23 protein-coding genes are annotated in these 21,871 nt (G+C 37.6%); 22 read left to right on the top strand and 1 reads right to left on the bottom strand.

Translation table 11 applies throughout. From position 1 onward, the window contains the following. The first annotated feature begins 54 nt into the window (after positions 1 to 54). The 22 genes from QM491_RS15770 (at position 55) to QM491_RS15665 (ending at position 19,472) form a co-directional block, all read left to right on the top strand. On the top strand, positions 55 to 762 hold the full coding sequence (locus tag QM491_RS15770; protein WP_283328462.1) for a transglycosylase SLT domain-containing protein: 708 nt from the start codon (positions 55 to 57) through the stop codon (positions 760 to 762). Beyond that, the gene (locus QM491_RS15765; protein ID WP_283328460.1) at positions 722 to 1,084 is read left to right on the top strand and encodes a hypothetical protein; all 363 of its coding nucleotides are present in this window, start codon (positions 722 to 724) and stop codon (positions 1,082 to 1,084) included. Before QM491_RS15770 ends, QM491_RS15765 begins: the two co-directional genes overlap by 41 nt. A gap of 35 nt (positions 1,085 to 1,119) precedes the next feature. Further along, complete coding sequence (locus QM491_RS15760) at positions 1,120 to 2,046, top strand: transglycosylase SLT domain-containing protein (protein WP_283328459.1); 927 nt, start codon at positions 1,120 to 1,122, stop codon at positions 2,044 to 2,046. Next, on the top strand, positions 2,046 to 2,519 hold the full coding sequence (locus QM491_RS15755; protein ID WP_283328458.1) for a hypothetical protein: 474 nt from the start codon (positions 2,046 to 2,048) through the stop codon (positions 2,517 to 2,519). The genes QM491_RS15760 and QM491_RS15755 overlap by 1 nt, the downstream gene beginning before the upstream one ends. Positions 2,520 to 2,635: 116 nt before the next feature. Beyond that, positions 2,636 to 3,232 (top strand): hypothetical protein, encoded by a 597-nt coding sequence (locus QM491_RS15750; protein ID WP_283328457.1) that lies wholly within the window; start codon positions 2,636 to 2,638, stop codon positions 3,230 to 3,232. Then, positions 3,222 to 4,031 (top strand): hypothetical protein, encoded by an 810-nt coding sequence (locus QM491_RS15745; protein WP_283328456.1) that lies wholly within the window; start codon positions 3,222 to 3,224, stop codon positions 4,029 to 4,031. Before QM491_RS15750 ends, QM491_RS15745 begins: the two co-directional genes overlap by 11 nt. Positions 4,032 to 4,112: 81 nt before the next feature. Beyond that, on the top strand, positions 4,113 to 4,748 hold the full coding sequence (locus QM491_RS15740; protein WP_283328454.1) for a hypothetical protein: 636 nt from the start codon (positions 4,113 to 4,115) through the stop codon (positions 4,746 to 4,748). Next, positions 4,741 to 5,337: a hypothetical protein gene (locus tag QM491_RS15735; protein ID WP_283328453.1), complete on the top strand. Its 597-nt coding sequence runs from the start codon at positions 4,741 to 4,743 to the stop codon at positions 5,335 to 5,337. The genes QM491_RS15740 and QM491_RS15735 overlap by 8 nt, the downstream gene beginning before the upstream one ends. Then, positions 5,306 to 6,865 carry a tail fiber protein gene (locus QM491_RS15730; protein ID WP_283328452.1) on the top strand — a complete coding sequence of 520 codons (1,560 nt, stop codon included), beginning with the start codon at positions 5,306 to 5,308 and terminating at the stop codon, positions 6,863 to 6,865. Before QM491_RS15735 ends, QM491_RS15730 begins: the two co-directional genes overlap by 32 nt. Positions 6,866 to 6,896: 31 nt before the next feature. After that, the gene (locus QM491_RS15725; protein WP_283328451.1) at positions 6,897 to 7,244 is read left to right on the top strand and encodes a hypothetical protein; all 348 of its coding nucleotides are present in this window, start codon (positions 6,897 to 6,899) and stop codon (positions 7,242 to 7,244) included. A 46-nt stretch (positions 7,245 to 7,290) separates the two neighbouring features. Then, complete coding sequence (locus QM491_RS15720) at positions 7,291 to 7,572, top strand: hypothetical protein (RefSeq protein ID WP_166552786.1); 282 nt, start codon at positions 7,291 to 7,293, stop codon at positions 7,570 to 7,572. A 49-nt stretch (positions 7,573 to 7,621) separates the two neighbouring features. Beyond that, entirely contained in the window at positions 7,622 to 8,266 is a 645-nt protein-coding gene (locus QM491_RS15715) for a hypothetical protein (RefSeq protein ID WP_283328450.1), read from the top strand. Further along, positions 8,226 to 8,762 carry a hypothetical protein gene (locus tag QM491_RS15710; RefSeq protein ID WP_283328449.1) on the top strand — a complete coding sequence of 179 codons (537 nt, stop codon included), beginning with the start codon at positions 8,226 to 8,228 and terminating at the stop codon, positions 8,760 to 8,762. The genes QM491_RS15715 and QM491_RS15710 overlap by 41 nt, the downstream gene beginning before the upstream one ends. Beyond that, entirely contained in the window at positions 8,737 to 8,958 is a 222-nt protein-coding gene (locus QM491_RS15705; RefSeq protein WP_095160441.1) for a hypothetical protein, read from the top strand. Before QM491_RS15710 ends, QM491_RS15705 begins: the two co-directional genes overlap by 26 nt. Beyond that, positions 8,958 to 9,182, top strand: a complete 225-nt coding sequence (locus tag QM491_RS15700) for a hypothetical protein (protein WP_283328448.1) — start codon at positions 8,958 to 8,960, stop codon at positions 9,180 to 9,182. The genes QM491_RS15705 and QM491_RS15700 overlap by 1 nt, the downstream gene beginning before the upstream one ends. Further along, on the top strand, positions 9,142 to 10,713 hold the full coding sequence (locus QM491_RS15695; RefSeq protein ID WP_283328446.1) for a hypothetical protein: 1,572 nt from the start codon (positions 9,142 to 9,144) through the stop codon (positions 10,711 to 10,713). Before QM491_RS15700 ends, QM491_RS15695 begins: the two co-directional genes overlap by 41 nt. After that, positions 10,700 to 14,497, top strand: coding sequence for a strawberry notch-like NTP hydrolase domain-containing protein (locus QM491_RS15690; RefSeq protein WP_283328445.1), 3,798 nt, complete (start codon positions 10,700 to 10,702; stop codon positions 14,495 to 14,497). Before QM491_RS15695 ends, QM491_RS15690 begins: the two co-directional genes overlap by 14 nt. Then, positions 14,490 to 15,542: a hypothetical protein gene (locus QM491_RS15685; protein WP_283328444.1), complete on the top strand. Its 1,053-nt coding sequence runs from the start codon at positions 14,490 to 14,492 to the stop codon at positions 15,540 to 15,542. The genes QM491_RS15690 and QM491_RS15685 overlap by 8 nt, the downstream gene beginning before the upstream one ends. A gap of 26 nt (positions 15,543 to 15,568) precedes the next feature. Continuing rightward, complete coding sequence (locus tag QM491_RS15680; RefSeq protein ID WP_283328443.1) at positions 15,569 to 16,270, top strand: hypothetical protein; 702 nt, start codon at positions 15,569 to 15,571, stop codon at positions 16,268 to 16,270. Between the two features lie 527 nt (positions 16,271 to 16,797). Further along, the gene (locus QM491_RS15675) at positions 16,798 to 17,334 is read left to right on the top strand and encodes a hypothetical protein (RefSeq protein ID WP_283328441.1); all 537 of its coding nucleotides are present in this window, start codon (positions 16,798 to 16,800) and stop codon (positions 17,332 to 17,334) included. A 477-nt stretch (positions 17,335 to 17,811) separates the two neighbouring features. Beyond that, positions 17,812 to 19,257: an OmpA family protein gene (locus tag QM491_RS15670; RefSeq protein WP_283328440.1), complete on the top strand. Its 1,446-nt coding sequence runs from the start codon at positions 17,812 to 17,814 to the stop codon at positions 19,255 to 19,257. A gap of 86 nt (positions 19,258 to 19,343) precedes the next feature. Beyond that, complete coding sequence (locus QM491_RS15665) at positions 19,344 to 19,472, top strand: hypothetical protein (RefSeq protein ID WP_283328439.1); 129 nt, start codon at positions 19,344 to 19,346, stop codon at positions 19,470 to 19,472. Positions 19,473 to 19,792: 320 nt separating this feature from the next. Here the strand turns inward: QM491_RS15665 and QM491_RS15660 are convergent, their stop codons facing one another. After that, complete coding sequence (locus QM491_RS15660; protein ID WP_283328437.1) at positions 19,793 to 21,856, bottom strand: UvrD-helicase domain-containing protein; 2,064 nt, start codon at positions 21,854 to 21,856, stop codon at positions 19,793 to 19,795. Between the last annotated feature and the right edge of the window lie 15 nt (positions 21,857 to 21,871).

Here is a 21,871-nt window from a genome sequence, read left to right as displayed (position 1 = left end):
AAAAACATCGAAATAAGCGTATTAACGCAACATTTTAAAAATTACAATTGTAAAATGTCCCTAATCTGTCTAAACAAACTAGGTTGGAATGTCGATAAAGTCGCATTCGAAAAAGAGGTTAGGGATATTTGTTCCGATCCGCTAATTCGTATCAAAAACCCTAACTGGTTAACGCTTGTCTTCAATGCCGAATCCAGTATGAAGTTTCCGAATGTGAATCGTATTGGTGCAGTAGGCTACATTCAAATTACAAAGTCCACAGCAAAGGATTTGCAAACCACAGTGGAGCACCTGAAAACGCTAAGTCCGATTGAGTACCTGTACTATGTTCGCAAATACTTACGAATGCGAGTGAAACAATATGGAGCACCTGATTCCGCCTACGAGCTTTACGCACTGGTGCATTATCCAGTCGCATTCAAAAAGGCTGAGAACTATGTACTCTATCGAAGAGGCTCTGATGCTTACTCAGGTAATAGCGCTTTAGATTACAATGCAGATGGTGCCGTTACAGTAAAAGAAATGAATCAATTCTTTGATAAGCGCTTACCACTCTTGTATGACAAAGAGTTGCTTTTCACTCCTGAGGATTCATCAAGAATTTATCTGGCAAACATTGAACTCAAGTATATCCTTGCAGGTCTGTTTTTTGGATTAGCGATGCTGGTTGGTATAGTATATTATTTTAAGAAAAATCAAATCACTAAATACCTTAAAAATCATGTTCTCTTTAGGAAAAAAGAAAAAAGGCTTCCGATTTGACATTGATGAACAAGTAGAGTACATCGGTGAGCTAAAATCAAAGAAAGGTACATACAAAGTCATCTCACGTAAACATGAAGATGATAAAGAAGTGTACAAATGCAAAAAAGGCGCTAAAACGGAACTATTCACACTCTCGGTCTTGAAAAAAGCCAAAGGGCTAGGCTCTGTTGACAAGCCTATCTCTATTTCAGACGTAGATGAGCGAGCCAAAGAGCTTCAACGTCGCTCTGGAGTAAAAGAGGTCAAAAAGGTCACTACGTATAACCTATCTCGTAAGGAGGCAAAAAGGATTGCTTTCCAAGAAGCTAGAAACAAGTAGTTATCCGATACCTAACCACCATACCAATCATTAAAATGAACAAAGTAACAAAAATTCTTATCGTCGTTCTTACCGTTTTTCTTTTAGCCATCGGTGGATACTATTTCTTGAATCGAAAGAAAACGGAGGCAGAAACATTAGCCAAAACAGATGATGCTTTCTACCTGCAGTATGCTGACAATGCTGATACCGTACATACTTTCAACATCAATCGTGCTGTAGAAAATAGTCTGGCAATCGGTTTTTCTGGATTTGCCAATCCAACTGTTGCAGGTACATTCCCGCTTGTTGACGATTCAGATGCCTCAAAGTTTAACGCAGCCTCACGTCAGAAATGGGCGAATTTCATCAAAGATGTGTTGATGCCCAAATTTGGCTCTTACGTGGCGCACGCCTCGGAGCTAACCAAAGTACCCACATGGATGATTTGGGGTGTTATGGTCACAGAAATCGACCCAGACAAACTCGAATACTCAAAATCTACCAGTGGTGCGAGAGGTGCCATGCAATTGATGCCTATCACCGCCACCGATACCATTGTAGTTGCAAAGAAGTATAAGAACTATGTTCCTGATGCTCATGAGGCTATTTTAAAGAAAAACCTTGGTGAAACCCGTGCGGAAAAAATCATTGATGCCGTCGACAAATTCGATAGAAGTCTAGTTGAAATCTCTAAGAAATCAAGCCTAAACGACCTCTACAATGCAGAATTGAATATTCACATTGGAGCTCTAAAACTAGCAAACCTTTTGGATATCTACGGTGCTGATGATTTAGCTTCTGTGGTCGTTTCTTACAACAAAGGAGATGCAACGGCAAAAACCAAATATGGTATTGCTGGTAAGAGTTTGAAATACGCTCTAGCAAACACGAGTGGAGAGGCACATGATTACATCCTTCGCACGCTAGGCAAACACGGTGGTTTTGATATTGTCACAAACGATTTAGGAATTTTAGTCTAATGTATCTACTGTTCGAAAGCTTCCGCAATCAGGATTCGTACCTCTGGCAACGAATGATGGCAGTGGGAGGCAAAGGAGAATGGGTTCACTGCGAAATCCTGTTTGATGAAAAAGCTTGGAGACGAGGTTCTGCATGGCTCAGTCAAGGGGTTGGTTTTCGAGCGTTTGAACCCATTGACCCGAAAAGATATGAAGTGTATCAAATCGGGTCACGGAATTGGGAAAAAGCCTATCAGTATTTTGTAGAAAACGAAGGTAAAAAGTATGATGCCATTGGCGTGGTAGGTATGGTGTACAGAACTGCCGTGCTGGACAACCCTGAGCACAAGTTTTGCTCAGAAGTGTGTTATGAAGCACTTACTCAAGCACAATTTCCATTGCCGAAAGTCGATGCTCGATTGATTAGTCCCTTGCAGTTAAGAAGGTTAATTAGAGGGCTAGGATACAAACCTCTTGTTTATCAAAATTCATAGGGTTACAACTTTTTCCTGAAAAAACATCAAAGTAATACATTGTTTTACAAACACTTAACCAATGACACTTGTAGGGCTACAAGTAAAAGTTGTAGCCCCATTTAATCACCACAAAAATGGCAAAACACTTATATGTAAAGGAGGATGTCGCTTATGCAGAATACTTCATCGCTCCCGATATTTCATCCCTTGCCTATGCTGCCTATTATGGTGCGTACCTTGGTGAGCTCACTGGTCGAACCGTTCAAGGAATTTCTGGAGACAAAAACACTTTCTTAGAATTCAAAGCAAAAGATGGAGAGACCTACTATGTCGTTAGTACGCTTCCATATTGGGAAAGCTTAGATAGTTTAAAAGACGACAAACCAACTGTATTTGGAGGGACAAACACCAATACGAATAACAATTCTTCAGGGAACACTTTTGGAAAAATCTTAGATGTAGCAAAAGGGTTGTTTGGAATCCTTGGTGGGGGTAGTAACAAAACGGTTGCAACAGACACAAAAGATTCAGAAGCTGACTCAAGTAGTGATACAGAAGGTACTCCACCAGAAGAGCAAGAAAACAAGTATCTAGCTTTCCTCAAAAAGAACATCGTTTGGTTTCTTCCTACAGTTATCCTAGTTCCCATTCTGCTATTCTGGTTAATGAGATGGGCCATTCGAAAGATGAAAAAACCATCATTAACACCACCAATTTCAAATGCAGTATAGAAGAATAGCACTACTGGATAAAACGGATAAAATCTCTTTCGAATTACTCGAGCAAATTGCTAAGGCTATTCAAATTCAACTCCAGAGAGATGTTTCACCCAAATGGGACGTATCAGGTGAGGTAAGAGCTTTTCGAACATTTGGAGAAATACCAGCAGGGTTTTGGACAGTAACAGTTGTCGAGGAAACGGAAAATAAGTTCAACGGAACCCATTGGTATGATTCTACGACAAATATTCCCTATGCTCAAGCAAGACTAACAGATTGGGTTACACAAGAATACTCACAAAACCATCTAACGAAGGTTCTTTCTGAGGAAATCATCGAAATGTGCATTGACCCTTATGGACAAAGAATCGTGAGAGGAAAGGATTTTGAGGATAGTACCAAAGAGGTTGAATTCTTAGTTGAACTAGCTGATCCCATAGCGAATCCATCGATCGGCTATTACATCAACGACATCTTTGTTACCAATTTCATTTATCCATCGTATTTCAATGTGACCCATGTAGATGGTACAAAATACGACCATTTGGGACTTCTCAAAAGGCCATTAGACCTCTTCGATAGAAGCTATCAAATCTTTCGTAGAGCTGGGCAATGGTTCAAAGCTTTTATGGTACAAGGGAAAATAGTGGTAAGGAAAAGTTCAGAAGGTGTACCCTTAGAAAACGAGGAAAGCAAAAAGGTTCTGCAGATAATTATTGGGGCTTTGATTTTAGGTTTTCTACTGTTTTTTGCACGAAAAGCAATCAAACTTTTTGGTAGCAAAAATACAAAGCGACAGCTCTACAAATGATTCCCGGGTTTTCATTTTTGGTAGCAAAACCTTAGCGCTTATCAACCTTACTCAGGACAAACAAAAAGTATTGGTAGCAACATGAAAAAAAGTAACAAAACCATCAGCATTATAGCCTTTGCGTTGTTCGGAGTGGTAATACTTGCCTTGGTTTTCAAAAAGAAGCTTGTCGAATACATTACCAAGACTTCACCACAGAAAACCATTACTGAGCTTACAACCAGTCTTTCTCAAGGAAATCAAGACCTCAAAAAAGAGCTATTGGAGCTTGTTCAGCAAAAGATTGAAAACTCTACAAAACAGATTGTCAATCAAAATGGCAATAACATCATTTTGAAAGGGATTGGTTGGAAAAGAACAATCGCCATGCAAAATATCGCTAGAGGTCATGTTGTTAGAATCGCTGAAAATGCAGGTATTGACCAATGCTATACGTATGACCCACTCGATATCGAAAACTATGGACTTGCAACAGGTATTGCACTTCACTCGGCTACTGCAGGTCAAGAATGTTTCGTACAAGTAGAAGGAACGGCTGAGATTCCCGACTGGGGGCTCACTCCGAATCAACTCATGTTCATCGGATCCAACGGACAATTAACTGCTACAGCACCTGTGCAAGGGCTTTCTCAATCAGCAGGAAACTCCATTTCAACCGACGAGCTTAATATTAATTTTTCAAATCCAATAATCTTAAACAACGAAGACAATGCCTAAAGACATTATCTCAAGAGACTCCACTTCTGGTAGACAGAAAGTTGTCAAATCAGTGACTACCTCAGCAGGTGCTGGAGACGCTGGTAAATTACCTGAATTAGATGCCTCAGGTAAAGTGGACAAAACCCTTTTACCTACTGTAGTAACAGGAGGTACAGCCTCACAAGCTGCCAAAGTACCAGAATTAAATGGTAGTGGTAAACTAGACGTATCCTTAATGCCTAACGGTGTTGCCGTGAATAGCGTTATAGTTGTTGCGGCTGAGGCTCTAGCAGCTAACGATATCGTTTCGCTAGACAACACTGGTAAAGCCGTTAAAGCCGTTTCAACTTCAACATCCAAAACAGCCATGGGCTTTGTAAAAGCAGCGGTAGCTGCTTCTGCCAATGCTGAGGTTTTCTTTGGAGGCATTAACGGAGGTTACACGGGACTTACGCCTGGGGCTGATGTGTTCTTATCCAATACGGCTGGTTTACCCAAATCAACCACACCTGTGGCAGGTACAGATACCTACAGTCAAGTAATTGGAACGGCTCTTACAGCCAACACCATTCTTTTTGAAATCGGTACACTCGTTACAGAATTGTAAGATGCCCGCTGAGAAAATTGTAACATGGAATGCAACTGCTGGTAGAGGTAAGGTGAAAACCCTTGCCTTCCTACCCAATGCAGGAACTCTTGACCAAATTTTGGTCAAGAGTTCATCAGCCGATGGTGATGCTTCGTGGAAAACACTCTCACAGGCAATGGTTACCTCTGCTCTTGCCGACGGTAGTCTAAGTCCAACTTTAATTGCTCAAAACACCAATAACAAATTCGTCACAGATGCGCAAATATCTACTTGGAATGCCAAGGTTAATACCACTGATTTAGCTAATTATCTTCCGCTGGCAGGAGGCTTTATGACTGGATTACTTCGGTTTAATACCTACGGCCAAAATTCTATAGGAAAAGGTACGGGGGATGGTGCTAGCACAACCACTTACAATGTAGAAATAGCTTCTTGGTATGGAATTGCCTTCAAAGATACTTGCTACAATACGGTAAGTATCGTATTTGATACCAGAGCTGGGAAAATTCAGACTAAGAAAATTCAGGTATCAGATTTTTTCACTGGAGTTGCAGATGTACCTGTTGTTTCGCTTGCCGATGGCACATTAGCTAAGAAAGCCATTTCTGCGGCATTTGTGACTGAATCAACTGATAAGAGATTTGTAACAGATAGTCAAATATCAAGCTGGAATGCCAAAATATCGGGTATCTCGTTAGAGGAAAATGGTACCTCAAAGTCCACTGGTAATACAGCCATTAACTTCAGTAGCGGAGCGTATGCGGTAGTTTCTGTAGTGGGAAAAGAAATCAGATACAATGTGGACGTAGTTACTGATAACTCCCGTTGGTTGGATACTGTCACCAACCCTGTAGCAACCAATCTCGTCAAAAGTAAGTTAGACGGCAAAGCAGATTGGGGACATGGACATAGTTGGGACAGTATTTCGGGAAAACCCACAGAGTTCAACCCAACAGGTCACAGCCATCACTGGGATAGCATTGCTGAAAAGCCCGGTGCTTTCAATGTACTCCTTAGAGAAAATGGAGCTGACAAAACTGTCTCTTCAGCAATTAATTTCTCGGCAGGAACTTACAATATTATCCAAGTGGATGGAAATACAGTTAGGTATCACTGCGATGTCGTGACGGATAATTCTCGTTGGGCTGATTGGTGTACCAATCCCGTAGCAACTAACCTCGTCAAAAGTAAGCTAGATGGTAAAGCCGATTGGGGACATGGACACAGTTGGGATAGTATTTCAGGAAAACCCTCTGAGTTTAATCCAACTGGGCACAATCACCATTGGAATAACATTGATGGTAAACCCTTTGATTTCAATGGTTCTTCAGTTTCAACCAACTACTGGTTCAACTCCAAAAATGGTAGTGTAATGGAAGGTATGAACTACATTGGAAATATCAATTCAGAAGTAATAAGCTCTAATGCGGTAACAACCAATGAACTTCGTCTTAACAACACACCCAATTATGCGAAGTCAAGTGCCCCTAGTGGCTATTTAACACTCAATGGAAATAGAGTCGTTTTCGTCAACTCATTCAATTAATTAATTTTTTAACACTAAATAATAAACAACAATGTACAAAGCACAATTAGCTCCAAACCCAAAAGGTATCTCTGAAGTAGAAATGAACTACGATGTAATTTCAGAAACTCGCCAAACTGCCAATGTCAACTATGTCGAAAAAATCGACATCTCGAAAATCGCAGACACCCGTAAATTCCCTCAGGCTGAAGGTATGTCATCTGTACCTAAGAGTTGGGATGCAACTACGGACGAGTTCCAAGCATGGTATAACAATCAGGATACATTGCTTATCGAGACGATGTTGCAATCACTTGGTTTCCAATTCACAGAGATTCAGAAACTTGATATTATGACTGGACAATACAATACTGTCAAGTCAAATCCTTCAGCACAGTAATCTCAATTAATTCCATGTTTCAGTTTCATTAAAACAGTAATCTAAAATGTCTAAAATCGCAATCAATTTTGATGTTCCATTCAAAGGGTTTGATGGTCAACCAGTTCAGGAGAACGGAAACGTAATCAATTTAGGATACATTCTCTCGCAACGTATTGCCTACTCAAACTCACCAAACTCTCAAAAGCTCATGTATATCGGGTTTCAACTCTATGAAGGGAAAGAAATTTCTCTTGACCCAGTGGACAAAGAAATCCTCAAAAAATTCATCGAGTCAGATGAAGTGATGACCAACATGATCAAGTTTAGACTTTTAGAACTGTTTTAATTCTGTAGCCTTGCGAATTAACTTTCGCAAGGCTTTAAACCTTACAAAAATGGCAGCACAAGCAGGAACAGAATTATTTAGCATACAGCTCAATGGAGCTATATGTTATGAAAACAGGTCTGGCTTCCCCAGTGAGCTTGTTACCGTTAAAACATTTTACGGTCAGACGGGTGGAGCAGCAGAACCTCCCAAAACAAAACTATATCTCTCAGGTGAAAGAGTTGGGGTAACTCTTGGTGAGACGAAAGCAGTTGGAAATAAACTCTACTACAAAGTTAAAATCACCACCCAAAGACGTGAAAAAGGTGGTTGGTTTGATTTAGGAGCGGGAGTGTATAACAACGAAGAAAGTGAAGCATGGGTATTATCAACTGACGTGACAGACGATAAACAAGAAGCCGACAAGTTATTAAACGAGAGAATAAACGCCAAGCAGGTTGCCAAAGACAAAGCAACTCAGAAAGTCTTAGATACAATTGAAGAGAACGATAATTCTTTCGCAGGTATAGAAGGAAACAATGATAATACACAATCCCTTAATATCACAAAGCTACTAGCGATTGTGTTGGGATTTATTGCCATCATCATCATGGGTGTACTTCTATTCAAGTCAAAAAACAGGGAGCAAATTCAATTAGCAGGTAAAAAACACTATGGGGTTCTCAAAACAAAGTGGAAACAGCTCTTCAACTAACCAGAAGACATCCACATCAAATAGCTCAAGCAATTCGAGCACCAATAATCAAACGGCATTAAGTAGCTTACTTGGAAGCGGATTTGACACCTCAAGCAATATCAGTGTAGGAATGAGTGCTGACCCAGTAAGCGCCATTGTAGGCTCAGTGTCAGGCGTAGTTCAAGCCTTCGTCAATGCAGATTCAAAAAAGGAAGTTGCTAGACTCCAAGTAGAAGCTCAGCAACTTCAAGTTGAAGCTGAAGATGCCAAGGCTGACCAAGAGTTATACAAGGTTTTACAGGAAAAAGTAAAGACTAAACAACAGCAATTGCAAACTGCGGCTGACAAAGCTAAACAAACAGCCACCAACAATATGCTGATTTTCTTAGGTGTTCTTGTATTCGCCTTGGGAATCATCTTTGTCGTATTCAAGTACCTACTTGGTTCTAAACCAAAGCAAGTAATCACACCAAAACCAGCCACTAACAATGTTCAAACTATTCAAGCTAATTGAGATTTACAATAAGCTCAAAAGCCAGACTTACTTCTTTCATTCAAGAAACCAAAAGGTATCCTTAGTCATTCAAGATGCCAGAGTGACACAGGTACTCTTCAACGGACCTAATCCGAGTCCTGACGATATCAAGGACGCCATCAACCAAGGTGCTGAGTACATTGAATCAGAGGTCAAAAAATCCTTTGGGCTATAATGGACACACAACAAGCGTTCATCAAGATGTTTGCAAGCTTCTATAATCTTGGATTTAAAGAAGCACAATCCTGCTCAAACTGTGCTGAGCAGGATTTAAGTGCTCTGTCAATTCAAAGAGCCAAGGAGTTCTACCAGCAATACCAACCACTCATTGAAAATCTAGGTATTTATGCCTTTCTATATGAATCAGAGCTTACTTTTACAACAGCCCCAAAAGAATGATTATATTGAATTAATCAATTATTATTCGGGGGATGATACATTCGACCTAATTACACAAAATCTTATTCCCAAATCCATTGAACAAACCATCGTTCTATCTAATCAATTTAAACTTTACTCAGGTGTTGTTCTTTGTCAAAAAATTTACGAGTTTTGTAGAGCGTATATCAATTACCGTTTCGACAAAGAAGGTACTGAACAAATCAGATTACCCAGACGTACTTGGGCTGATAGACAAAAGGGCGTAGACTGCGAAGATTTTACCATTTTCATCTCTTCTATTTTACACAATCTCAAAGTTAACCACACGATTAAGATGGTTGATTTTGGGCAAGGATGGCAACATATCTATGTGGTTGTTGGAGATGTAGTACTTGACCCAGTTCAAGATAAATTCGATTATGAGGACTCATATGAAACAGCTCGTGAGTATGATTTTGACTTCGCTTCCTTAGGTTCCATAGGTAGAAGCTTGAGTATCACTTCGAGTGAAAAGCAGTTCGTTCAACAGGTACAATTAGAGCTTGAGCGGAACGAGAAACATAACAAAAGAAGTATTGAAAAGCTTGCTAGCAAGTTTGGCATTATCGACAAAACTGACATTAAAGAGCTCACAGAATTAGCCATTGTTAATGTTTGTAGAAAGATTGCCAATGATAAGAATACGAGCGATTATGAAAAGTACCTTAGTATTCTTGAAACCTACCGAAATCAGGTAATACTTTCACATAGAACCAGTATTTCGATTCTATTACAACAGTACTCAACAGCCTCCCCAATTGCGTTTTTGGCTGGCTTGTATCTGAAAAATGGAATACAAAATTATCAAGGTCAAATTTTTGAACCAACTGCTGGCAATGGCATGATGACCATTGCTTTTCGTCCTGAGCAATGCACCGTCAACGAAATAGATGATACCAGATACAAGAATTTATTAACCCAAGGTTTTAGAAAAGCAACTCAAATCAATGCTATCTACAACACGCCTAACGAGAAGTTTGATGGAGTCATTACAAACCCTCCATTTGGATCCGTTGACCAAAGGGATTATCTAAAGATTGACAATAAATACATTCTAAAAGACCTTGACCATATTCTTAGCTATTATGCGCTTAACAATCTAAAACCCAATGGTCGATGTGCCATTATCATCGGTGGGCATACTCATTACGATAGTGAAGGCAGGGTTCAGGCAGGTAAAAATAGAGTTTTCTTAAGCTATCTACACCGCTATTTTAAGGTAGATGACGTAATTAACATCAATGGCGACCTTTACTCCAGACAAGGAACAAGCATTGATATTCGACTTATTCTTATTTCTGGTATAAAAGAAGTAGCTGAGGGATTTGCGCCACTCCAGGAACAAGCCAGAAGCGAGGTAATTAATACTTTCGAAGAGCTTTACGAAAGAGTTACTTCCAATTTTAGTCAAGTAACAACTAGCACTCTCAAAATTAAATACAAATATAGACTAAGGCTTCAATTACAGTCGAAGTCACTTTCATCAGTACCACTACATGAAAAAAACTAAAAAATTGATGGATATTGCCCTTGGCATGAAGTACCCTGTACTTTCTCAGGGACAATCTCTTGATGTGGACACACCCGATTCTATGGCGTTTGAAATCAATCAAGCGCTACAAAATCTCAAACAAGCCATCGGCGGTGATGTAGATACCTTCGTACAAGGTCGTTTGAAATATCTCACTAAAGCTGCTCTTTACAAAGCGCTTTCTGCTGAGCAGATTGATGCAACTGCACTTGCTATCTACAACATTGAAGCAAAAAATCAAGGGATTATCATCGCTGACCAGACTGGAATAGGTAAAGGGCGTATCGCTGCTGCAATGATTAGATATGCTACCAAACAAGGATATAGACCCGTTTTTATTACAGAGAAACCAAATCTATTTTCTGATTTGTATCGAGATATGGACGACATTGGAAGCAAGTCACTAAATCCTTTTATTGTGAATGCTCGTGATGCAAAGACCCAAATCAAAGACCGAAACGGAGACTTGCTGTATGCTCCCCCAATGAAATCGGAACAAGATAGCATTATCAAATCTGGAATTCTTCCAAGAGAATATGACCTTGTAATGCTAACCTACTCTCAGGTATCAGACTCAAAAGGATCTCCCAAAATTGAATTCTTAACGAGCGTAGCAAAAGGCTCTATCTTGATTCTTGATGAAGCTCATAACGCCTCTGGAGTATCTAACACAGGCCAAATCCTGATGAATGCTTGTGCCCAAGCCAAAGGGGTCACATTCCTTTCAGCGACTTTTGCGAAAAGACCTGATAATATGCCACTGTATGCTATGAAAACTTGTATTTCGGAAGCTGCCATTGATACAGAATCTCTCGTAAGTGCCTTCAAACAGGGTGGTGTGGCACTGCAAGAAGTTGTAGCATCTCAATTGGCTAGTCAGGGACAACTCATTCGTCGTGAGCGATTGTATGAAGGCATTGAAGTAAACTATATCAATCTTGAGAAAAACGCTTTAAGAGATAGAAAAATAGCAGATGAGTTTACTGAAATTGTTAGAGACATCATTGATTTTCAAAAGGAGTATATTATTCCTGAAGTTCAACAACTCGACAAACAGGTTCGTGATAGTCAAGCCCAAGCAATTATTGAAAATGGTACTAAACGTGCTGGTGTTGATGCTTCTCCTGCCTTTTCAAAGGTGTTTATGTTGGTCAACCAAATGCTTTTTGCACTAAAAGCTGATGATGTGGCAAACCGTGCTATATTGAGATTGAAAGAGGGTAAAAAGCCAGTTATAGCCTTTTCTTCAACGATGGGGTCTTTCTTAGAAAATATGGAGGATGAAGAAGGTACAATGGTCTCAGATGGTTCTACTATTTCAGCTTCGTTTAGTAATGTTCTCCTAAAGTCCCTTAATGCGGTACTAACCTATTCAATCAAGGATGAGGTGGGGAAACACCAAAAAAATGCGTTCGATATTGAAGCCATGTCCATGGATGCTCGTGATGAGTATTTCCGTATTTTCAATAAAATTCAAAATGCTTCACGCTCGCTATGTATTTCACCCATTGACTACATCAAGCAAAAAATAGAAGCCTATGGCTATAAGGTAGCTGAGGTTACAGGACGTAAATTGGAAGTAAATCTTTCTATCAATTTTAACAACGTATCACTCAATGGTCTTGGTGAAAGATTGTCTGAAAAAACTACTCAAAATTTTGTCGGAGTGGTCTCTCGAAGAAAAGCGGAAAATGTAAATGATGCCTTTAGAAGATTCAATGACAATGAAATAGATGTCTTGATGATTAACCAAAGTGGTTCTACTGGCGCTTCAGCTCATGCCATCATCACGGCTAAAGTACCTGCGGAAAAGGTCAAACAAAGGGTTATGATTGTTCTACAAGCTGAATTGGATATTAATACTGAAGTACAAAAAAGGGGGCGAATAAACAGAACGGGGCAGATTAAGAAGCCTATTTACGATTATCTTATTTCCTCGATTCCTGCTGAAAAAAGACTTATGATGATGCTTCAAAAGAAGCTAAAATCATTAGATGCTAACACAACAGCTAACCAAAAGAACTCTGAATCTTTGATGAAATCAGAAGATTTTTTGAACAAGTATGGTGATGAGATTGTGTTTAAATACATGCAAGAGAATACAGACCTTTGCTTACAACTTGATGACCCTCTTAATTTGTTCGAAGAAGATAAAGACCCGATCCAAATTGGAGCAGCCAGTAAAGTTTCTGGTCGAGTTGCTGTATTACCAGTACTTGAACAGGAAAAGTTTTATACTGAGATTTTGGAGCGCTACCAAGAACATATCAAACAGTTAATCGAAGATGACAAGTTTGACCTTGAGGTTGAAACACAGGATCTGCGTGCTAAAACATTGGAAAGAACTATCGTACAAGTAGGTACAGGAGGTAGAAGCCCATTTTCTGACAATACATTTATCGAACGTTGTGAAGTAAATGTATTAAGAAAGCCCATGAGTGTCTCTGAGTTACACGACGAGTTAAAAGCATCATTAGATGGTAAAAGACCTGAGCAAATTACTCAAGAGATTATTCTACAGGCTGAAAACTCCTTTGCTCTAATTCTTAAAAGAGACATTGAGAAAATAGAGAAAAGTTATGCCTTAAAAAGAGAAAGAATTACTTCTGAGAAAGCTTACCAAGAAAAAGCAGAAAAAGGAATACCTGCTGCTTTAGATTCTTATGTTCAAAGCAGGCTGATTGAGCTTGAAGAGGCTGAAGAATCATCCATCAATGATTGTAAAAGAAAATCGGCAAATGAATTATCTTACGTTAAAGAAATTGTAAGCTTCTTCCAAGTTGGAATGCCTCTATTATTTCCTGAAAATAATTTCGAAAATGGAAGCGTAACGAGAGTATTAGCCACTTGTTTAGGAGTTAGAATTAATCCAACAAAAGATAAACCATTTTCACCATCCAATATAGGGCTTCGTATTGCAATAGCTTCCTCGAGAAGATTACTCTCATTTCCGTCCATCTCAGGAAGTAATTCGGAAAGGATTTTTTCTATCAAAGGAACCTCTCAAAAAATGCCTCAAAATTACTCTTTCGTTAAAGAGCTTTTGCCTAAATGGGAGACTGCTATTTCGAATAACTTAAAGGATAGAAGTATTAGATACATCGTTACTGGTAATTTAATTCAAGCATACCGTAACGATAATTTTTCAGGGCGATTAGTTCAGTTTACCACTCTTGAAAATAAAGTTAGAAAAGGAATCCTTCTTCCAGAGAACTACATTCAAAAGTTAAGTAGAACCTCAACACAGAAAGTAAGTGTACCTATCAATAAGTGCTTGAAGATTGTCTCAAGTATTATGACCAATCAATCGTTACAGTGTTCTAATACTTTGTCTATTTTCAGAAAAGACCCTTATCACTTTAAACTGATTGTTTCAGCCAGTAAACAGGTGGCTGGAAATGTGTACTTAGATGAAGATATTCTTTCTGCTATTGTTGGAAACTCTTTCGAAAAGGTTTCTGCTAGCATGACGGCATTAGTCCATGTTAGTAACCTCAGTAAAGTCCTCAATACTTTAGGCAGCAAACTAAAAGTAAGTGCAGAGCTAAGCCCTGAGCAATTTAAAATTATTGCTGATGAAGTAAACCTTGAAAACCAGTTTAGTGATGAGCTTCAGGAGTTACCCGTATTTAACAGTCCAACTCTAGTACAGGAGCAGCCCAAGAATGATGATGCTAAACGAGTTCTCACACTCAAGTATAAATATCGTTTAAGGTTGCAGTTACAAATTCTTGAAAGAAACAAGCTATTACAAAATGGGTAAAGATAGCACAATTGGAAAACTTCCCCTTTCTCTCTACAGTCAGAGAGAAAGGTTTTTGGTAGAACTTTGGAAATACTTTAAAAGTACAGGAATCTCTGGTGATAAAATCGATGGAAATGCAATTCCGTTCTTGAGTGTCCAAGAACTAGCTGACTATATCAGAAAAAACTTCGAGGTTAACTCCGTTGAGGCTGTTTTTGAAAATAGTATTCTTAAACTGAAGGTTACACTAAGTGACAATTCATCGGTTACCTTCAATCCATATCAGCTCTCAAACTTGATTTATAGAATCGAAGGAGAAGAAGCTCTTAAGCCAGAACCCAATGAATTGATTAGTCCATCTAATCCAAAGTTCATGAAATTCATGGCAAAGTTTCTCGACAAGAGTTCCATATCACAAGACTATGGAATATGCTTTTCAGATGACGGGGTATTCAGTGCCAATCACTTTTCCATGATTTGGATTCATACCAAGGGTTCACAAAGAGGGCATTATACAGAGCATGGTCTAAAGTTCGATGTGAAGTGGCCACCCAACTACTTAAGAGGTGTACCAGACATTGAAAAACACACCTTTGGAATCAATGTAGCTGAGTTGCTCAGTATCGTCGAAAAGTTCAACAGAATCGATGTAGCTGAAGAAGTTGAACACCCAAGAGTCACTATTTCTGGAACTAGGTTTAGCGTTCGAGTCAACTCCAGTACCAATCTGAAATGGGCAGAGGGAATACAGACCAGTGGACATTTTGTCTCACCATCTGAAACAAATAGCGTCACTTTAATCAATGCGACTATTCTACCAATTTTAAAGTTGCTTAAATCACAGCAGGTAAAATATATCTACCTCAAGGTGAAAAGTCAAAAAAGTGTGAGAATTGATGTCAATCTCAAAGATTATGGAAATGCTACCATTATTTTTTCTCAAAAAGCTGAATTGGATAAACTGGAGAAAATAGACGAAAAAGACCCTAAGATTATCTCGAAGAAATACACCTATCGATTAAGATTACAACTCCAGCAAATGGAATTACAAAAACTTAAATAATAACATTCACTCTCAAAATACATAACATGAATACTTCAAAAAACATCGAATTAGTAAAAAGTATCACAGCTTCTCAGTTAGCTCAACTAGATAAAGTTTCACAGGAGAACTATCAACTACTAAAAGAGGATACTGAGGGATTTTCAGATTTTGATACTTTGTTCTCAATTTCAACCGAAGCAGAAGAAACCTTAGACGCACTAATCCAAACCGCAGAAGCAGTAGGTATCTTTCAAAAACAGGAAAAGCCAAAATCGACAACTACAAAAGCTCCAAGTAAGAAAAAAGTCACCAACTCGGTTGACAAAAGAGCACAACAAAAGGTCGAGAAACAAACCTTGGAAAGAGACAATCTCGAAAAGGAAGTAGAAGAGTTAAAAGCAACCGTGATTGCAAATGCTCAATTCAAAGAAAAGATAGCAGCAGAATTAAGAAAGTTTCTGAAAGTGAGCCAAACAGGATTATCAGGGGTATTAACCAAAAACCAAAAAGAGTTAACCTTGGAAGAGCAAATTCAAATCTTAAAGGGCAAAAGAAAATTCTATAAGAATCTAATCAAAGGAGATACATCGGATTTCAAAGCTATTGCCTTACGTATAGGATTGGATTTCAAAAAGTCTAAACCAAAACCTAAGAAGCAAAGTCTTTCAGGAGTTCCTCAAGCCATTTCAGGCACAAAGAAAAACGTATCATTGATTGATAGATTTAAACACTGGTGGGATAATTAATCTTGCTACCAAAAAAGGAAACCCGGGCATGAATTAACAGTGAATGCCAGGAACGAATTGGTAGCAAAAACCAACTTCTTACGGACAATATTTAACCAGGGAATTTGTGTTTTGCTACCAGTTTGATTCGTTCACAAAATCAACAAAGCAAGTAAAATAAAACTTTGGTAATTGGTACAAGTTTTATTTCGATTTTATAAGGACTAAATAAGACTCATATAATGCAAAGTTCATGTACCATATAAGGGTCGATTAAAGTACAAAGTATTACAAATAAGAAAAACCCTCCAGTAAAACCGAAGGACTTTCTAATTAATAGTTCTACACCTATTTTATTTAAAACGAATTAAAGCAAACATCGTCACAATAGTATTAAATTTTTATTTTTTGGTAGCAAAAAGGTATTGGACAGCTCTACTGCAGACAACTGTTATAGTTGTTGTTGCTACCAAAAATTTCTCAAGCTTTGCCTGAGCAGGACGATATCAAGAATTATTAATCTAACCATTGCTACCAAAACCACTAAAATGAAAAAGACACTCTTCATTATCGCAACAATTGTACTAGCAGTAATCACCTACTTCATTGGAAAGTCCAAAGGATGGTGGAATTTATTTTCTCCCGCCGATTCATCTAATACAGTAGAAAAGAAGTCATCAAATACTAAACTTAACAACAAAATTAGAAACCTTGATTCCAGTGTCAATGAGTATGGAGTAGATTTAGCAACCATCATGGATAACTGGGATGGTAAAACTGTGTATGAAAAAAAGGACGGAAAAACAGCACAAAAATATCATTCTATGGCAATAGGTTTTTTAGAAGATGGTACAATGGTCTACAAGTACAAAATTTATGGCGAATGGGTATATGATACAGAGCCATTTACAGCTTCATATACATACAACTATAATGAATATGGAGTAGATACGAATACAATACTTGCTATTTATGCTGGCAATGACATTTATGCCTATAAAATGGATATCAGCAAAACCAGTGAGTATGGATACCTGTATGATGGTAGACCTGTCTATAAACAGGGGGAATATTATCAATGGTAATAGAACGGTTAATTAGATAACTAAGATGATCTTATGTAGTTATGAGACCAGCGACACAGAAACTTGAAATAATAGGGGAATGTAATGGCATTAAACCTCAACGATTTTAGAGGTTCCTCTGGACTACTGTCTTTGAAAGAAAAATGTTCACTTAAATGCTAATTTACAGTCTTTTTAATACCGAATAATAAAATACTATTGTATTTGACTAAGTTTAAGCTTAATAAAGAGAAAAACATTTAACTTTAAAAATTAGCATGGATTGAAAGTAATATTTTTATACCTCCAATTTGCGAAATTATAATTTTCACTATGCAAATCAATTGAATTCTCTGCATGTACTATGGTTTATAAAACCTGATAATAAACTATAAAAGCTATATCATCAGAAAGTTACGTTGTAGCTTATCTCCTGCCACAATAATTTAGTTAGCATTCAAACCTGTTCTTTAAAAGAAATCTAAAATAAATAAACAAATGAAAACTTACGTAACAATAATTGTTTTACTCTTATACTCCAGTGTTACATTCTCTCAAATTTTAAGAGTGTGCTATATCCCCAATTATCGGTCGCAAAGTAACAGTGGTAGTGACGATGGATATACATTTGATGGATTACATATGATAAATCATTCTACTGTAAAATTAACGGATCCATCAAATTTTGGACCTGAAGGAGTGGTTAAAACTTCTATCGTTACTGTACCACTAAATGATAACCCAATCACACCAAATACCATACGTAAAGCAAACTGTGGAGCCATCCTAGTTGGTGGTTTTGGTTATTGGGATGGTTCAACCCTTCAAGGTTCCGCTTTAGCAGTACCTGAATTAAATACTATCAGAAACTGGTCAATTGAAAAAAACACCAACTTAGTTATTGTTTCGCAGAGCGAAGTTGGTGTATGGGGTTACTATAATATCAATGGAAATGCAAACCCAAATAAGCCGACATTTCAGGGACGAACTTCAAGGATATTCAATGGACCATTTGGGAAAGTGACATTTTTTGATCAAGGTGGTGGTTATCAAGGTTCAATTGCAGGAGAAAATTTTATACCGCTTTCAACTGATAATGAAAACAGAGTTACAATTGCTTTTGATAAGCCTACCAATGATATTATTCTTGGGGATATAGATATACTTACTGATTTAGGCGGTATCTCCTCTGGTAGTAGAATACAAAATTCAAATGATATACTTTTTGCAAATATTTGGGCATATGCAGTTGAACTGGCAGTACCTCAGATAAAGCAAGCTGAGACGAAATCAATTGTTCAAGGTAAAGTATTTGATAAAGAATCTCTAACTCCTGTGAAAACTATAATTAAAATTGTTGGAGATAAAACTACAATGCAATCAATTTCTACGTCTTCAGATGGTCAATATAGGTACGAATCCTTACCGAATGATATTTGTCATATTGCTATCAATGCTGAGGGTTATGAACCATTAAATGAAAGTATTTCTATTGATAAAGACCAGCTAACTAAAAACTTTTTCTTAACTCCTAAGCCAAAAAGTAATACTTCTATTTTACCTTCAATCACTTTTGAGGGTAAAATTCTCAAAAAAGGAGAAACTGTAGTACTAGATAATATTCAATTTGAGCAAGGTTTGAGTGATTTGCTACCTGATGGGAAAAAGGCACTCGATCAGGTGGTGAAATTACTACAACAAAATACGTCGCTTGTTATTGAATTATCAGGGCACACATCTAATGAAGGAGACGAATACGAAAATAGAAAGCTTTCCAATCAACGTGCTGAGGTATGCAAACAATATTTAATGAAACAAATTACTGATGCAGATAGACGTATTACTACCATCGGTTATGGTTCATCCAGACCCAAAGTTCCGAATAATTCAGAAAAAAATCGAATAACTAACCGAAGAGTTGAACTACAAATAATAAACTTTTAATTCTTTGTAATTTTAATGTTAGATGTGGATCAGATGTTCCTTTTTAAAATATGTGTAAGCTTGCCTAAAAATGGGAAACCAACAACATGGTACTTTCTGTTTACGCTGGCAATGATATTTATGCCTATAAAATGGATACTAACAAAACTAATGAATATGGATACCTTTATGATGGCAGACCTGTCTATAAACAGGGGGAATATTATCAATGGTAATTAAACCAATAGGTCTGAGTGTCAGCATCTTTTTCTTAGTTCAGTTTATAATCAGTTTGTAGGAGTACTTTTCGCCCAAGAAACATCAACACAAAGATTTAACACATTCTTACTGTGAGTTTGATTGAATCGCCATGGGTATTTTGCGTTGGATTAATACTCTTCAATGTTGAAAAAGTTGTTAATTAAGTTTTATATTTCCCTAAAATAGCAAAGTGGCTTTGTTGTGAACATGAAATTATCAAACCATTAACCCTTGCTATTTTAGGAAATATTTCAAGTATCACACTTTTTATTACAGTGACCTGTATTTATCGACGTTAAATACTTATTAAGTCAGATTTTATACCTGTTCCCATAATCTTCAAAATACTAATCGCTCTTGTCATTGCAACATACAAAAGCGATTTTTCGCTGTGCAGATATGCTTCTTTTTCTAATAAAGACATTTCTTCAATTTTTTGAAAATAGAGCGGAGCGGTTCTGTTATTTACATCAGCCAAAATGACGGCTTTAAATTCTAAGCCCTTTAAGTTATGAAATGTTGAGAGCACTACACTATCATTTTGACTAGCGTCATTCCTATTATTTTCTTGATAAGGAATTTTTTGTTTGTGTAAATAAGTCTTTATCTCTCTCATCGCATCCTTGGTTCTTGTTCCTATGGCCACATCGCTATAATGATACCCACTTGCTCTCAATGCTTTTATACATTCTATCAAATAGGTAATTTCTTCTTCTTTTGTTTTGAAAGATTGATAAACGGGTTTTTCCCCGTGAAAAAGAGAGTGATAGCCTTTGAGTTTTTCAGCCTCTCCATCAAAATCATCATAAGACATCCCCTGTATCGCACTCACAGCTAATCGCTTAATTTCCTCGGAAGTACGATAGTTAATCCTCAATTGTTTACTTCTGTTGCCCCTAACCGAAATCCCAGCTGCAGTAAAATTAATTTTACGTGCATATATCTTTTGGTATGGGTCACCTACCAAAAACAAATCATCATTCTTTTCTTCTACAAGTCCCCGTAAAAATCGTAATTCAACATTTGAAAAATCTTGAATTTCATCAGCTATTACATATTTGAAAGGCTTATTTTTATCTTGCAGGTGTGTACATACAATATTAAATAGTTCTAATCTATCTAAATATGCCTCTTCATGTTTTTTTTGTTCATACAAATCAAACAATGCCCATATATCAATTCGCTGTTTACGAGTGATAGGTTTACCTCTTCCAATTCTACTAGTACTGAGGTATTCTTCCTTTGTTTTTAAGTTGTTAAAAAGTTTTACACTTTGATACTCTATTGAAAGAAAAGTTGAATCGAACTCTGATAGAGTTTGTTCTAAAACATTATCCCATAATTCTAAGCTACTTTTAGAATTATAAGTATCCAAAATTCTGATTCCTGTAGGAATAAGCCCATAACTCAATGCCAATTCTTTTGCTAGAGCGTCTATATTCTTAATGATAACTTTTACCATATTAACGCCCAGCTTTTGGGCTAATCGATGGATATTCTCAGTCAAAGCATTGGTAAAAGTAACAAATGCGATAGGTCTTGTATCATCTTCACTCTTCTGCTTTGCCAAAAAGTGCAGTCTGTGTAATGCCACCACCGTTTTTCCTGTACCGGCTCCTCCTGTTACTTTTACAGACCCTTTGAAAGACGATTCTACCAATTTACGTTGAGATGGATGCAGAAAAATTTGCCACTTGCTGAGTTCTCCATTGATAATTTCATTCATTAAAGTATCATCTACTTCTACAAAGCTTCGTTTGTTATTGTTACTTTGTACGGGGTCAATCGAGCTATTGGCTTGAATCTTACCCTCTTCTATTTCTGCCAGTAACTGCATGTAAGGAACACCATCGATTAAGTAAAATAGGCGTTCATACACGTCCACTGGAAGATTTTGCTCTAACGCTTCTAATTGGTTTAAATCCAAAATTTTATGTACCAAGGTAAGTAATAATTCAGGCACGCCTAAGTCTATGAGTTGTTGCTCTGAATAAGCTGCAAACAATGAAGTATGTTCTGTCGTAGCACTGCTGGGTTGTTCCACAACATCTTCTGTTAATACTGTAAACAGTTGGGCCGTTTGTGTATTTTCATTCCAATAAAACACTTTGTTCTTAGCCCAGTTCATGGCCTCGTCATGGTTATCTACCCAGAGCAAAAAGTAATCCTCTCCCGTTTGTGGTACTTTTACAATAGCTCTATACTTACCATCAATTCGTGCTGTACGTAAATACGGGTCTTTAAAGGTATTGATGGGTTCGAGATGTATGGCTTCAGCTTTAGAGTTTTCTCTAAATTTTTTCTGAAATTCCAATACCTTTTTTTGAATATTTTTTGGCAAATCGAACAATTGTTCCATGCACTTGTCATGTAT

The sequence above is a fragment of the Flectobacillus longus genome, from assembly GCF_030056705.1.
GTDB classification, from domain to species: domain Bacteria; phylum Bacteroidota; class Bacteroidia; order Cytophagales; family Spirosomataceae; genus Flectobacillus; species Flectobacillus longus.
This window is presented reverse-complemented; position numbering and strand designations above follow the sequence as displayed.